Here is a 13683-nt window from a genome sequence, read left to right on the forward strand (position 1 = left end):
TGCCCCCTCGATAGAGGGGGCAATCCTGTCGACACTGCAGAGCGTAGCCAGAAGGAAACTGATCAGTCTTTGCGCGAAGAGCCCTGCATGATCAGTTTGATCAGCGGCCCCAGTGTGGTGCCGAGACGGATCAGCCGGGTCAGGCTGCTGAGGCCGCCACCGTTCTTGGCGCCCTTGCCGGTCAGAAAACCCAGCAAGGTGACGACGGCCACGCCCCAGAGTGGCGCGTGTTTGATGCCGAAACCGTCCTGCAGGTTCTGCGTCATCCCGCGCACGCGTTTCAACGGTTGCAGCAGTTGCGCGGATTCGTGGCGGATTTCCTGGCGGTGCATTTCCATGCGCAGGCGAATCAGCGCCTTGCGCATTTCCGTGCGTGAGCTGTTGTGTGGCAATTCAGGCAGGTTCATGGCAGCAGGCGCTCCCGATCGTTGGCCAGCTCTTCCAGCGTACCGTGGAAGGGCGAGGACTCATCGAAAATCGCTGCCCTCAAACGCATCGCGCAGAATAGGGCGGCGAGGGTGTAGAACACACAGAGCCCGATGATGGCGGTCAGGCGATAGGTGTCCCAGAACACGATCAGCACCAGCGTCGACAGCCCTACCAGCAGCAGCAACGCAAACACCAGCGCCAGACCGGCAAACAGCAACAGGCTGACGGTGCGGGCTTTCTGTTCCTGCAACTCGATGCCGAACAGTTCGACATGGCTGTGCAGCAACCCCAGGAAGGCAGCACCCAGGCGCCGCGATGAGGAGCTTGTTCCCGTCGCAGACGGGTCGGATTCACCGATCGACATATCAGCGCCGGCTGGCCAGCAGGCCGATCAGGAAACCCACGCCGGCCGCGATCCCGACCGATTGCCAAGGGTTGGCCTGGACATAGTCTTCGGTGGCGGTGACAGCCGCTTTGCCGCGTTCGCGCAGGGAGTCTTCGGTCAGCTTCAGGGTTTCACGGGCACGCAAGAGACTGTCGTGAATCTGCTCGCGCAACTCGTCGGCCTGGTCGCCGGCCAGGGTCGCGGTGTGCTCCAGCAACCGTTCGGTGTCACTGACCAGTGTCTGAAAGTCGTTCATCAGGATTTCTTGAGCAGTCTTTGCCTGGATGCGGGCCATGGTGGATCTCCATAAGTGGCTTTCTGATGCGTTCGAGTATGAGCCTTCGGCGAAGGTTCAGTACAAATGACTGGTACAACTTTTGCTGTGTCGTGGTGCGCCGGTCCGCACCATTGCGCTATAGCCGGGCATGATTTCAGTAAAACCGTAGGACCAACAATCAAAAACTCGCGCAAACGTCCGGGTCACGTTTTTCCCGGACGGTGTCCGTGCACCAAGGCGGTTCAACGAGATCAGTCCTCTGATGCTTCGAAGCTGCAACTTGGTGCATGGGCAGTCATCGCGAACTGCTTTGGTGCTTTTTTCTGCCATAAGGTCTGCCCATCCCATGGAAAATCTGCAAAGCGCCGTGGACACCCTGGTCCATAGCTCCAACACGCTGTTCATTCTGATCGGTGCGGTCATGGTCCTGGCCATGCACGCCGGTTTTGCCTTTCTCGAAGTCGGAACCGTGCGACAGAAAAACCAGGTCAATGCCTTGTCGAAAATCCTCAGCGACTTCGCCGTATCGACACTGGCCTACTTCTTTATAGGCTATTGGATTTCTTATGGCGTGACGTTCATGCAACCGGCGGCCGTGCTCAATGCCGACCATGGTTATGGACTGGTGAAGTTTTTCTTCCTGCTGACCTTTGCCGCGGCGATTCCCGCGATCATTTCCGGAGGAATCGCCGAGCGCGCCCGGTTTGTCCCGCAGCTGTGTGCAACCGCGTTGATTGTCGCGTTCATCTATCCGTTCTTCGAAGGCATGGTCTGGAATGGCAACCTGGGTTTGCAAGCCTGGCTGCTGGAGCGCTTTGGCGCCGGTTTCCATGATTTCGCAGGTTCGGTGGTGGTGCATGCCATGGGCGGTTGGCTGGCACTGGCGGCGGTGCTGTTGCTCGGGCCGCGAAATGGCCGCTATCGCGACGGTCGGCTGGTGGCGTTCGCGCCTTCGAGCATCCCGTTTCTGGCGTTGGGCTCGTGGATCCTGATTGTTGGCTGGTTCGGCTTCAACGTCATGAGCGCGCAAACCCTGCAAGGTGTCAGTGGACTGGTGGCGGTGAACTCATTGATGGCCATGGTGGGCGGTACGGTGGCCGCGCTGATCGTCGGGCGCAACGACCCCGGCTTTCTGCACAACGGCCCGTTGGCTGGACTGGTGGCGATCTGCGCCGGTTCCGACCTGATGCATCCGGTGGGGGCGCTGGTGACCGGCGCCGTCGCGGGGGCGTTGTTTGTCTGGTGCTTTACTGCCGCTCAGGTCAAATGGCGTATCGACGATGTACTGGGTGTCTGGCCGCTGCACGGCTTGTGCGGCGTGTGGGGCGGTATTGCCTGCGGCATTTTCGGCCAGAGCGCTTTGGGCGGGCTGGGTGGGGTCAGCCTGATCAGCCAGTTGATCGGCACGGCACTGGGCGTCACCGTGGCACTGGCCGGCGGGTTCACCGTGTATGGCGTGATCAAGGCTCTGCATGGATTGCGCCTGAGTCAGGAGCAGGAGTATTACGGCGCGGACCTGTCGATCCACAAGATCGGCGCCGTGAGCCAGGACTGACACAGGTCTCATCATCGTCGGTGGCATCAGGCAGGAGACTCAATGGCTCGACGGTTTTTCGGAGCAGGCCTAGAATGGTCACTTCATTTTCTGGTTGAGCGCTCATGCTTCCCGAATGTCAGCTGTTCGGCACCCTTGGATGCCATCTCTGTGAAGTAGCCGAAGCCATGTTGATGGAGTTTGTCGAGCGCGGTCTGCTGGTGGAGCTGGTGGATATCGCCGACGATGAAACCTGGTTCGCCGCCTACAGCCTGCGTATTCCGGTGTTGCGGCGGGTCGACACCGGCGCTGAACTGGGCTGGCCGTTCAGTGCCGATGAGGTGGTGGCGTTCTTGCGTTAAGTGGCTTTTGCACCGATGTTACTTCCCGCCTGTCGAACTTTGCGATTGATCCCCTTGGCTTATCCGGTACTGATCGGATACTGTATGCGCATACAGTTATTCGTGGTGCCTGCATTGCCGCTGCTGATTTTCGGCAGCGAGCAGACAAGCCCGGGCGTGAGAGGGATGAATCGTGGTCAATGTCGAACAGTTGAAGAACAGCGTGAACCGGATGTCTGCAGACGTCGTGAGTGAAGCCGTTCTTGAGTTGCGTCTGGATGGACTGGTGACCGAGGGCAAGACACCCTTCAACAAAACGCATTTCAATACCTGTTTCGCAGAAATCGAAGCCTTGTTTCAACGCGCGGGGTATCACCGGCAACTCGATGTCGTGGGTTATCAGGGGTTGTTGTACGCCCTCTATGACCCCGCTCGCTGGGAGGCGGTCGATGTATTGCGCTGGCTCAAGGAATACACCGAAGCGGCGGCGCGCAGGCAGATCCCGGCTTGAGGAATCTTAGGGGGCGTTCTCAATTGGTTTTCACGCCGGGAAAACTAATTGGGAGCGCCCCCTAGGTTCAATCCCCGTGCTGTTGGATAATGCCGCCCTGCACTGAGGTTAGAGCTTTCGTATGTCCACTTCTTCTTTTTCCGCGGCACACAGCCAGGCCAGTACGCTGTACTTGCCACCTGGTCCGTGGCAGACCGTTGTCGATTGCCTGTGCGAGCATTTCAGCGCCATCGCTCGTGAACAATGGCTGGACAGAATCGCCCGTGGCCGGGTCCTCGATGGGCAGGGCATGCCGATAGCCCTCGATCTGGCCTACAGGGAAGGTTTGCGGATTCATTATTTTCGCGAAGTGCCGGATGAAAAGCCGATCCCGGTGATCGAGTCGATTCTGTATGCGGACGAGCATCTGGTGGTGGCCGACAAACCGCACTTTCTGCCGGTGACGCCGGCTGGCGAATACGTCGAACAGACGCTGCTCAGGCGCTTGATCCGTCGCCTGGACAATCCGCATCTGGTGCCATTGCATCGCATCGACCGGCATACCGCAGGGCTGGTACTGTTTTCCGCCAATCCGCAGAGTCGTTCGGCTTATCAGTCGTTGTTTCCAACCCGGCAGATCGAAAAGCGCTACGAGGCCATCGCAGCGGCATTGCCTGAACTTGCTTTCCCGCGGGTTCATAAAAGCCGGCTGGTTGATGGCGAGCCGTTCTTCCGCATGCAGGAAGGGCCTGGGGCCTGCAACACCGAGACGGCGATCGAAGTCAGGGAGAAGCAGGAGAAGCTCTGGCGGTATGCTCTTTACCCGGTGACGGGCAAGAAACATCAGCTGCGGGTACACATGGCGGCGTTGGGCGCCGCTATCTGCAACGACCCGTTTTACCCCGAGGTGCTCAAGGATGCGCAGGATGACTACGCCAATCCTTTGAAACTGCTGGCTCAGGGGTTGAGGTTCATCGACCCGGTCACGGGCCTGGCGCGTGAGTTCGAGAGTGAAATCACCCTGCAATGGTGATCCTGAACGGCGCCCCTGAAGTGCTGTTCTTCAGGCATGAAAAAGCCCGCATCAAGCGGGCTTTTCTGTATCCGGCGGCACCCGGTTACAGCTCCTTGACGGTACGCACCTGATCTTTGTTGATGCGGGTCTGTTTGCCATCGAGCTGTTCGAATTCGTAGAAGCCGGAATCCTTGTCGAACTCTGGCGTGTCGACGGCCTGGATTTCGCGACCGTCATTCAAGGTGATCACCGTAGGCGACGCGCAACCGGCGAGGGTGGCGAGGCCCAGTGCGAGCATGAAAGTGGCGAGGGTCCGTTGCATCATGAGTGTGTCTCCGAATAAGAATTCTTTGGTTAGTGAACTTGAGACGTGAACCGTCCGCGCAAGTTCCTGATCAATGTCAGTCTGACACAGTGTCATGACCGCTTACATGACCGCTTAATAGTTCCGGCGTATTGAGGTTGGCCAGCCGAGGGTCCTTGTCGGGGCATTGCAGCGCGGTCGCGCCGAGCTTGCGCATCAACCGGCCAGGGCTGCGCTCACCCTCGTTCCAGGCCTTTTCAAAGGCTGCCCGGTGCAGCACCGGAATCACACACAACAACGGCTCCCAGTGGTCATCGTGCCGCACCATCAGCGGCTTGTCCGGATTCAGGTTGGCGGTCTCGCGCATGGTGCCGATCAGCGCCGCATCGATGCCCGGAACGTCACAGGGCAGGACCAGCATATGAGTATGGCGAGCGGCTTCCAGGCCCGCCCGAATTCCCGCCAGGGGGCCGGGGAAGTCACCTTCATCGTCGTGGACCAACTGGTCGGCGTAGGGCGCATACTTCTCAAGGTTGCGGTTGCAGGAGATGATCAGGTCATCGGTCAGCGGGCGGGTCTTGCGATGCAAGTGAGCAATCAGCGGTTCGCCGCGCCAGTCCAGCAACCCTTTGTCCCGCCCCCCCATGCGTTGGCCGCGACCGCCCGCCAGGAGCAGAATGGAGCAGGGTGGCAATTGTGAATTCATGGTCATGGCAGGTCTCCATGGGAGCGGCGAAAAAACGGAGCGCTGTGATATAACACCGGGCTGTTTCTCCTACAACTGGACGAGCCTATGAAAGCCAAGGCTGATGTACCTTTCGCACCGCTGAACATTGCAGTGCTGACAGTCAGTGATACCCGCACGCTGGACACCGACACCTCGGGCCAGCTCTTTGTCGACCGTTTGACCGCTGCCGGTCATTACCTGGCCGCCCGGGTGTTGCTCAAAGATGACCTCTACAAAATTCGTGCGCAAGTCGCCAACTGGATTGCCGACGATGTCGTGCAGGTGGTGCTGATCACCGGCGGAACCGGTTTTACCGGGCGTGACAGCACACCGGAAGCTGTCAGCTGCCTGCTGGACAAGCAGGTCGATGGATTCGGTGAGCTGTTCCGCCAGATCTCGGTTGCCGATATCGGCACCTCGACCGTTCAGTCCCGGACATTGGCCGGTCTGGCCAATGGCACGCTGGTTTGCTGCTTGCCGGGTTCGACCAATGCCGTGCGCACCGGTTGGGACGGCATTCTGGCCGAACAGCTGGATTCGCGGCATCGCCCGTGCAATTTCGTGCCTCACCTGAAACAGGCAGCGCCTTGTGAATCCCGTGGGTAAGCCGGGCAAGACCGGCAGCCTGATGCCCGTCGAGGAGGCATTGGCACGCTTGCTGGAAATGGCCGAGGCCACGCGGATTGTCGAGCGGGAACGCTTGCCGTTGGCGCAGGTGCAGGGGCGTGTACTGGCTGAAGACCTGCTGTCGACCCTTGATCTGCCGCCCTGGCCCAACAGTGCCATGGACGGGTATGCCTTGCGCCTGGCTGACTGGACGGGAGAGCCGTTGGTGGTCAGCCAGAAGGTGTTTGCCGGCCAGGCCCCCGATCCGTTGCAACCTGGGACCTGTGCACGCATTTTTACCGGCGCGCCTGTACCCGCTGGTGCCGATTGCGTCGAAATGCAGGAAAACGCCGAGGTCCAGGCGGATGAGCGAGTGCGTTTCACGCAAGCCTTGAGCCAGGGCCAGAACATCCGCCCGCAAGGCCAGGAAACAACCGTCGGCGAGTTGATTCTGCCGGCAGGCACGCGCCTGGGGCCGATCGAGCAAGGACTGGCTGCCTCATTGGGCTGCGCCGAGCTGGAGGTCGTTCGCAAGGTCCGTGTGGCGGTGCTGTCGACCGGCGACGAATTGATTGAACCGGGCCAGCCTCTGGGTCCGGGACAGATCTACAACAGCAACCGGGTGTTACTGTGCAGCTGGTTGCAGCGTCTGGGCTGTGAGGTCGTCGACGCGGGCATTCTCCCGGACGATCTGCAAACTACTCGCTCCCGATTGGGTGAGTTGAAAGATGTCGACCTGATCCTCTCGACCGGTGGCGTGTCGGTGGGAGAAGCTGATTTTCTGGGTATCGCCTTGCGTGAAGAAGGCGAGTTGACGCTATGGAAACTCGCCATCAAGCCCGGCAAACCTCTGACATTCGGGCATTTCCGCGGTGTACCCGTGATCGGCTTGCCGGGCAATCCGGCATCGACCCTCGTGACCTTTGCCTTGTTGACCAGACCCTATCTCCTGCGTCGTCAGGGTGTAAGGGAAGTCGATCCGTTGAAGGTGCAGGTGCCTGCAGGGTTTGACTGGCCCCAACCTGGCAATCGGCGGGAGTATTTGCGAGGACGGCTGGAAAACGGCAGGGCGACGATCTACAAAAACCAGAGCTCCGGCGTACTGCGCAGCGCTGCCTGGGCTGATGGACTGGTAGAAGTCCTGGAAGGTCGCACGCTGGTTCAGGGCGATAGCGTTTTCTTCATTCCGTTGAGCGAACTCCTGAGCTGACCGCTTCGGCGGATTAGCCAAGCAAGAGCCCGGTTGATTGAACCGGGTTTTTGCTTGATGGCACATTCAATGTGCCAGGAACAATGAAATGACCTGTTCGAAACGGCTATTGGCGATCCAGCCAAGGAGACCGAGGATCACGACTGTTCCGCAGGCGGAGTAGGCGAGCCTGTGCTTGATGGATTTGACGTCACCGCGGATGTCGTCCAGGTCCCTGCGTATGTGCTTGATGTGTGTTTCCAGCTCGGTGACGCGAGGTTCCATATCATTTTCTCCCGTGGCTTTTGTGCTGGCCGGTGATCCAGGGTTTTGGCCATGCATGGCACGTCCCTGTGATGTCCTGCGCAAGCCCCAAGGTCTACCCATTCGGATTTCCGGTCAATTGAGCAGATTCCTCATGTTTTGTAAGAAAAATCCCGCAGTGGGGGTTCAAGTTGCCTGACTGGAAATAATTGGTTTTCTGGCGACCTTTAACGGCGCCTGCGCGGTCAACATCTCCCAGATGCCATCCAAATCGGGGAGTGAAGTAATGAGCGATCGCAAGGCACTGTTGATTCTGCATGGCAAACAGGCACTCAACGAGGCGGTTCGCGCCGCCGTCGAAAGCCGGCGTGAGCAAGGCTGGGAGCTGGCTGTTCGATTGACCTGGGAAGCCGGCGATGCGCAGAGACTGGTGGGCGAAGCGTTGGCGGCCGGTTATCGACAGATCATTGCCGGTGGCGGTGATGGCACCTTGCGCGATATCGCCGAGGCCATGGCGGAGCACTCGAAAAAAGCCAGCCTGGTACTGATGCCGCTGGGCACCGCCAACGATTTTGCGCGTGCGGCGGGCGTACCCCTGCAGCCTGATCAGGCGCTGGCCTTACTTGATACCGCGCCGACCGCCATTGATCTGGGGGAAGTCGACGGGCAGATATTCCTGAACATGGCGACCGGTGGGTTTGGCAGCCATGTCACGGCGAACACCCCGGAGGACTTGAAGAAAATCCTCGGCGGTGCGGCGTACCTGTTCACCGGCCTGTCACGCTTCAATGAGCTGCATACCGCCTACGGTGAGTTGCAGGGACCGGATTTCCACTGGAGCGGCGACCTGCTGGCACTGGGCATCGGCAACGGCCGGCAGGCCGGTGGCGGGCGGGAATTGTGCCCACAGGCCCTGGTCGATGATGGTTTGCTCGACATCAGTATCCTGCCGGCACCGCAGGAGGTGGTCGGTACATTGAAAAACCTGCTGACCGAAGGTTTTGGCATCGACAGCATGTTTGTCCGTGCGCGCCTGCCCTGGGTCGAGATCAAGGTGTCGGAAGGGTTGTACATCAACCTGGATGGTGAACCGCTGGAAGGGGACAACCTGCGTTTTTCGGTGCGTCCAGCGGCGTTGCTCGTGCATCTGCCTGAGGATTCGCCGCTGCTACGGGCCAGTGAAGTGTCTAGTCATCAAGGCTGATGATGTGTTCACGCACGGCGAACAGCACCAGGCCGGCTACATCGTAGATCTGCAAACGCTTCATGATCTGCGAGCGGTGGGTTTCGACGGTCTTGACACTCAAACCCAGGCCGTTGGCGATCTCTCGGGTGGATTTGCCGCGAACGATCAACCGCAGGATTTCCAGCTGGCGTGCCGTCAGGTTGTGCGAGTCGGCAGGTTCGGCCTGGTGCTTCTGATTTCGGCTCAGGGCCTGGGTGATCACCGTGTGGGCAATGGCCGGGCTCAGATAGCGTTCGTTGTTGCGCAAGGCGTCCAGCGCATGCTCGAGTTCGGTCGCCGTGGTGTCCTTGAGCAGGTAGCCGTGGGCGCCGGACTCCAGGGCCTGCATGATGAGGGCCGGGTCGGTGTGCATCGACAGGATCAGGACCTTGCTCTGCGGGCGCACCCGCTTGAGCTGTTGCAAGGCTTCGAGGCCGCCGGTCTGGCGCATCGAAATATCCAGCAGGACAATATCCGGGGACAGATGCCCGACCATTTCGAGCAACTGCGAGCCGTCATTGGCCTCACCGATGACGGCGTAGCCGGGCAGGTCCATTACCAGGGCGCGCACGCCAGCCCTGATCAGCGAGTGGTCATCCACCAGTAGTAAATTACAAGTCAATGCATAACCTTATTCGAACTGGCCCGTTCGAGCGCACGGGGCGCCCAGGGAAATAGAGCTTCGATTTGCGTGCCTTTGCCCGGTTCGCTGGTAACGGTCAACGTGCCGCCCAGTTGATCGATCCGTTCCGACATCCCGGCCATACCCCGTTGCCCCTCGCGACCTGGGTCCGTTGCGGGGGCGAAGCCCTGACCATCATCGCTGATCTGCAACCTCAGGCCTTGGGGCAAGCGCTGCAGGCATATCAGCAGGTTCTTGGCCTGGGCATGTCGCAGGATGTTGGTGACCGCTTCCTGGGTAATGCGAAAAGCCGCCACCGCCATTTCCTCCGGTATGCCGGTCAAGCGTTGCTGGCATTCCAGGCTCCAGTGCACCGGGGTGTTGGCCAGGGTCTTGAGCAGGTGTGCCCGCAGACTGGCTTCCAGCCCGAGGCTGGTCAACTGCCGGGGATTGAGAATGGCGGATACGTCACGAACTTTGGCCAGGGTTTCTTCCAGCGTATCGCACAGGACCGTGCATTGTCCCCGGAGCTCTTCGGGCATCCGGCGTTTGAGCCAGTCACTTTGCAACTTTGCGGCGGTCAGCAATTGACCAATGTCGTCATGCAGTTCGCGGCTCAGTCGGTGGCGCTCGTTTTCCTGGACCTGCAACAGCCGGTCGGCCAGCTCCTGAGGCTGGAATTTGATCGATTTGCGCGAGAGGCAGTACTGCACGGCAACACTGGTCAGCGCTGCAATGTTGAGCACCAGCAATGACAGGGGCAGCGGAATGGACAATCCATGGACCAGCAAACTGCCGAGGGTCGAGCAGGCGCATAGCAACAGCGTGAATCTGCGGGCATTTTCCCGGGAGGGTGGCCACTTGGCGATTGACTTGAGGCTGGCGTACATAGCGGATGGAGCCAATGGATGTTCGCTGCGGGCTGACCGGTCATGCTGGCTGACAGGCCCCTGTTTTTTATGTGGAGCGCCGACGAGTTCGACTGCGATCACACAGCCATAAATTGGCGTCAACTAACAGGCGGCATAGTAGCACTTAAGATACCGTTGGTCGCGTCCGTATAGATGTCCGAAAAGACAGGAATCAAGTCGTTTAGACAATGCTTCCCTAATGGAAGGCGTTGGCTGTTGCCATCGCAAAATGCCGATAGCCCAGGGGAGTTGCTGTTGATTCCAGGCAATACCTGATCAAGGCGGGTGCGCAATTGTCGATGAACAATAGTGATTGTTTTAAGAATGTCGCTTATAGCTATGAAATATTCATTTGCGACATATGCGCACTCAAGTAACAGTGCGGTACTGATAACCAAACCACGCCATACGGCATCGTTGGATCAGTTCAGGCCCGTCGTTCCGAATAGGGCACGAGGGTCAGTGGCCTGGAATTGACCGGTGGCTGAAACCGGCTTTGCCCGACCTGGAAGGCAAAGGCTTCGATAAGGGTGACCTGCTCGCTGTCGTCTAGGCTGAGCTGCCCGGTGGTCTGGTCGATGAGTTCGAGTTGCCAGGCGATCAGGGTCAGACAGTCTTTCAGGGCGCTCAGCGCCTCGTCGTGCAGGCTCATGGTGTGCTGCGCGTGGTTCAGCAACCCATGAATATGCAGCGAAAACTCAGACACGGCCGCCAACGCCAGGGCATCGGCCTTGTTGGCCAGCTTGAGCAGCGTGCTCAGCATGCAGTCGATGGCGTCCTTGTCATTGCTGATCAACTGCAGATGGCTCAGGCATTCCTCGGTCTTGGCCAGGAGTGTTTCAGCCTCGACGAGAAACTCCGGGAGCCGCTGGGCCCACTCTTTACGGTCGTTCGGCATACTTATCTCCACAACGTCATGTCAAATGAGGGGATAGCGTGTGTGTCGACGAGGGCGTTCGGAACCCCGGCATTGCCGAGTCGTCGGGCGAACGAACGGCGGCTGGCCCGGAGACAGGCTGGGAAACCGAGAAGGTGGTTGGCCACTGGCTTGCGATCGCACACAAAAGCCTGACTCCGTTCATGCAATGAGAATGGCGTCACATTAATGGCTATTGGATATTGCGAATATCAGGTTGCACCTGATTGTTGATAGGGGAATCCCTTACGCAGCGGAACCTTTCGCAAGAACCGGGGTCGCGGCGCAGAAGTGCAGCAGATCTAATCACACCGCCAGTAAAGCATGATGTTAATGTGACATCAATGCCTGTGCGTGGCATTTTAGAGAGGGTCAAGCTTCGGCGAAAACAGCCGATAACCTTCTCTAAGTGAATTCATCCGAACAAGACCAGGAGTCATTGATGGCCGGCATTCTCGACACGGTAGACCAACGCACGCAACTGGTGGGTGAGAATCGCCTGGAAATTCTCATGTTCCGGCTCGCCGGACGGCAATTGTTCGCGATCAACGTCTTTAAAGTGCAGGAAGTCCTGCAGTTGCCAAAGCTGACGCTGATGCCACAGCGCCATCCTTTTGTCTGCGGCGTGGTCAATCTGCGCGGCCAGACCCTGCCGGTAATCGACCTGTCCCAGGCCATCGGCATGCGTCCGTTGGTGCCGGGGCCTGGCAGCACGATTATCGTCACCGAATACAACCGTTCGGTTCAGGCCTTCCTGGTTGGTGGCGTGGACCGGATCGTCAACATGAACTGGGAAGCCATCCTGCCGCCACCGAGCAGTGCCGGTCGCCAGCATTACCTGACCGCCATCAGCAAGGTCGATGATCAACTGGTGGAAATCATTGACGTCGAAAAGGTCCTGGCCGAAATCGTCCCGTACAACGCCAAGGTCTCCCGTGACAAGCTCGAAGATCCGGTGCTGGAACGCGCCCGTGGCCGTGAGGTGCTGCTGGTGGATGACTCCAACGTGGCCCTGGCGCAATTGCGCGATACCCTGGGACAGCTGGGCGTGAAGATGCACATCGCCAGCGACGGATTGAAGGCCTTGAACATGCTCAAGGCCTGGGCCGACACCGGCGTGGACATGACCGAGAAACTGCTGATGGTCTTCACCGATGCGGAAATGCCGGAAATGGATGGCTATCGCCTGACCACCGAAATTCGCAACGATCCGCGTCTGCGTGGCTTGTACGTGGTGCTGCACACGTCTTTGTCCGGCAGCTTCAACGATTCAATGGTGAAAAAGGTCGGCTGCGACAATTTCCTTTCCAAATTCCAGCCGGACAAACTCGTCGACGTGGTACGCCAGCGCCTGATGCTTGACGAAGTACCGGCCTGAGCGGGTCTGCACAACTGTGGGAGCGGGCTTGCTCGCGAAGTGGGAGTGTCAGTCGATGACTGTGCCAACTGTCACACCGCTTTCGCGAGCAAGCCCGCTCCCACAAGGATTGTGGTGTTTGGTTGTCAGTCTTTGATTCGATCATCAAGCTCGTATAGGGTGGCGTTTTGCCTGACAGGGAGCTGGCCATGTTGCGTCTGAGCGCGCTGTATCGTTATCCGTTGAAGTCCGCCAAGGGCGAGACGCTGCAACAGATCGGTCTCGATAAACTGGGTCTGGACGGCGATCGCCGCTGGATGCTGGTGGATGAAGCCAGCGGTCGTTTCCTGACCCAGCGTGCGGTGGCGCAGATGAGCCAGTTGTCGGCGTTGTGGAATGCCGAAGGCGGCTTGACCCTCCGTGCGCCGGGCCATTCGCCAATCGACATTGCCTTGCCTGGTAGCGATGCAGAACTGCGTGGCGTGACGATCTGGCGCGATACCTTGCGGGTCCCCGATGCAGGCGATGCAGCCGCAGCCTGGGTCAGCGAATTTATTGGTAAACCGACACGCCTGGTGCAAGTGCCGCTGAATCGGGCGCGGATGACGGAGGCGGGCTACGGCAAGGATGACGACCAGGTGGCGTTCGCTGATGGCTATCCGCTGTTGCTGATCGGCCAGGCCTCTCTCGAGGACTTGTCGAAACGGGTCGGGCGTCCGTTGGAGATGCTGCGTTTCCGGCCCAACCTGGTGATCGAAGGCAGTGAAGCCTTCGCCGAGGACGGCTGGAAGCGTATCCGCATCGGCGATGTCGAGTTCCGCGTGGTCAAGTCCTGCTCACGTTGCATCCTGACCACCATCGACCCGCAAACCGGCGAGCGCAGCGACGACCGCGAACCCCTGGCAACCTTGCAGAAATACCGTTCGCAGGCGGACGGCGCGATGTTTGGCCAGAACCTGGTGAACGACGGCAACGGTCGACTCGAGGTCGGCATGCCGGTGGAGATCCTCGAATAATTTTGCGCAGAGCAAAAAAATGCCCGTGTCGAAAAACACGGGCATTTTTATTGTGCTGACCTTTATTTCGGCAAA

General features: G+C 59.1%; 18 protein-coding genes. 9 read left to right on the plus strand and 9 right to left on the minus strand.

Annotated features, from left to right (window positions below; all coding sequences use genetic code 11):
• Positions 1–62: 62 nt before the first annotated feature.
• From C9422_RS06695 to C9422_RS06705, 3 genes are read right to left on the minus strand one after another with little or no spacing between them, the layout of a single operon-like run.
• Positions 63–407: a hypothetical protein gene (locus tag C9422_RS06695; RefSeq protein WP_116580085.1), complete on the minus strand. Its 345-nt coding sequence runs from the start codon at positions 405–407 to the stop codon at positions 63–65.
• A complete protein-coding gene (locus tag C9422_RS06700; RefSeq protein WP_007973486.1) occupies positions 404–793 on the minus strand; it encodes a phage holin family protein in 390 nt (129 codons plus the stop codon). Before C9422_RS06700 ends, C9422_RS06695 begins: the two co-directional genes overlap by 4 nt.
• Before the next feature lies 1 nt (position 794).
• Entirely contained in the window at positions 795–1109 is a 315-nt protein-coding gene (locus C9422_RS06705) for a YqjD family protein (protein WP_007973485.1), read from the minus strand.
• Between the two features lie 328 nt (positions 1110–1437).
• Between C9422_RS06705 and C9422_RS06710 the strand changes: the two genes are divergently transcribed.
• From C9422_RS06710 to C9422_RS06725, 4 genes are all read left to right on the plus strand, one after another.
• A complete protein-coding gene (locus C9422_RS06710) occupies positions 1438–2646 on the plus strand; it encodes an ammonium transporter (RefSeq protein WP_116580086.1) in 1209 nt (402 codons plus the stop codon).
• A gap of 104 nt (positions 2647–2750) precedes the next feature.
• Positions 2751–2987, plus strand: a complete 237-nt coding sequence (locus C9422_RS06715; protein ID WP_007973483.1) for a glutaredoxin family protein — start codon at positions 2751–2753, stop codon at positions 2985–2987.
• A 172-nt stretch (positions 2988–3159) separates the two neighbouring features.
• The gene (locus tag C9422_RS06720; protein WP_116580087.1) at positions 3160–3477 is read left to right on the plus strand and encodes a transcriptional regulator; all 318 of its coding nucleotides are present in this window, start codon (positions 3160–3162) and stop codon (positions 3475–3477) included.
• Positions 3478–3598: 121 nt separating this feature from the next.
• A complete protein-coding gene (locus C9422_RS06725) occupies positions 3599–4489 on the plus strand; it encodes a pseudouridine synthase (RefSeq protein ID WP_116580088.1) in 891 nt (296 codons plus the stop codon).
• A gap of 85 nt (positions 4490–4574) precedes the next feature.
• Here the strand turns inward: C9422_RS06725 and C9422_RS06730 are convergent, their stop codons facing one another.
• Complete coding sequence (locus tag C9422_RS06730) at positions 4575–4796, minus strand: YgdI/YgdR family lipoprotein (protein ID WP_007973479.1); 222 nt, start codon at positions 4794–4796, stop codon at positions 4575–4577.
• Between the two features lie 76 nt (positions 4797–4872).
• Positions 4873–5487 (minus strand): molybdenum cofactor guanylyltransferase MobA, encoded by a 615-nt coding sequence (gene mobA, locus C9422_RS06735; RefSeq protein ID WP_007973477.1) that lies wholly within the window; start codon positions 5485–5487, stop codon positions 4873–4875.
• A gap of 81 nt (positions 5488–5568) precedes the next feature.
• On the opposite strand from mobA, the gene moaB reads away from it, so the two are divergent.
• Complete coding sequence (gene moaB / locus C9422_RS06740) at positions 5569–6108, plus strand: molybdenum cofactor biosynthesis protein B (RefSeq protein WP_007973474.1); 540 nt, start codon at positions 5569–5571, stop codon at positions 6106–6108.
• A 22-nt stretch (positions 6109–6130) separates the two neighbouring features.
• Positions 6131–7318: a gephyrin-like molybdotransferase Glp gene (glp, locus tag C9422_RS06745; protein ID WP_165824757.1), complete on the plus strand. Its 1188-nt coding sequence runs from the start codon at positions 6131–6133 to the stop codon at positions 7316–7318.
• A 66-nt stretch (positions 7319–7384) separates the two neighbouring features.
• On the opposite strand, the gene C9422_RS06750 is transcribed toward glp, so the two are convergent.
• Positions 7385–7639, minus strand: a complete 255-nt coding sequence (locus C9422_RS06750; protein ID WP_371924687.1) for a hypothetical protein — start codon at positions 7637–7639, stop codon at positions 7385–7387.
• A gap of 208 nt (positions 7640–7847) precedes the next feature.
• Here C9422_RS06750 and yegS point away from each other — a divergent pair, with 208 nt between their 5' ends.
• Positions 7848–8765 carry a lipid kinase YegS gene (gene yegS / locus C9422_RS06755; RefSeq protein WP_116580091.1) on the plus strand — a complete coding sequence of 306 codons (918 nt, stop codon included), beginning with the start codon at positions 7848–7850 and terminating at the stop codon, positions 8763–8765.
• Here yegS and C9422_RS06760 read toward each other — a convergent pair.
• The 3 genes from C9422_RS06760 to C9422_RS06770 form a co-directional block, all read right to left on the minus strand.
• Positions 8749–9408: a response regulator transcription factor gene (locus tag C9422_RS06760; protein ID WP_116580092.1), complete on the minus strand. Its 660-nt coding sequence runs from the start codon at positions 9406–9408 to the stop codon at positions 8749–8751. The genes yegS and C9422_RS06760 overlap by 17 nt on opposite strands.
• On the minus strand, positions 9405–10298 hold the full coding sequence (locus C9422_RS06765) for a sensor histidine kinase (RefSeq protein ID WP_116580093.1): 894 nt from the start codon (positions 10296–10298) through the stop codon (positions 9405–9407). The genes C9422_RS06760 and C9422_RS06765 overlap by 4 nt, the downstream gene beginning before the upstream one ends.
• Positions 10299–10746: 448 nt before the next feature.
• Positions 10747–11217, minus strand: a complete 471-nt coding sequence (locus C9422_RS06770) for a hypothetical protein (RefSeq protein WP_116580094.1) — start codon at positions 11215–11217, stop codon at positions 10747–10749.
• Between the two features lie 460 nt (positions 11218–11677).
• On the opposite strand from C9422_RS06770, the gene C9422_RS06775 reads away from it, so the two are divergent.
• Complete coding sequence (locus C9422_RS06775) at positions 11678–12613, plus strand: chemotaxis protein CheV (protein ID WP_007973464.1); 936 nt, start codon at positions 11678–11680, stop codon at positions 12611–12613.
• A 188-nt stretch (positions 12614–12801) separates the two neighbouring features.
• Positions 12802–13608 (plus strand): MOSC domain-containing protein, encoded by an 807-nt coding sequence (locus tag C9422_RS06785; protein ID WP_116580096.1) that lies wholly within the window; start codon positions 12802–12804, stop codon positions 13606–13608.
• Positions 13609–13683 lie beyond the last annotated feature (75 nt).

The organism is Pseudomonas sp. B1(2018) (assembly GCF_003097365.1).
Lineage (GTDB): Bacteria > Pseudomonadota > Gammaproteobacteria > Pseudomonadales > Pseudomonadaceae > Aquipseudomonas > Aquipseudomonas laurylsulfatiphila.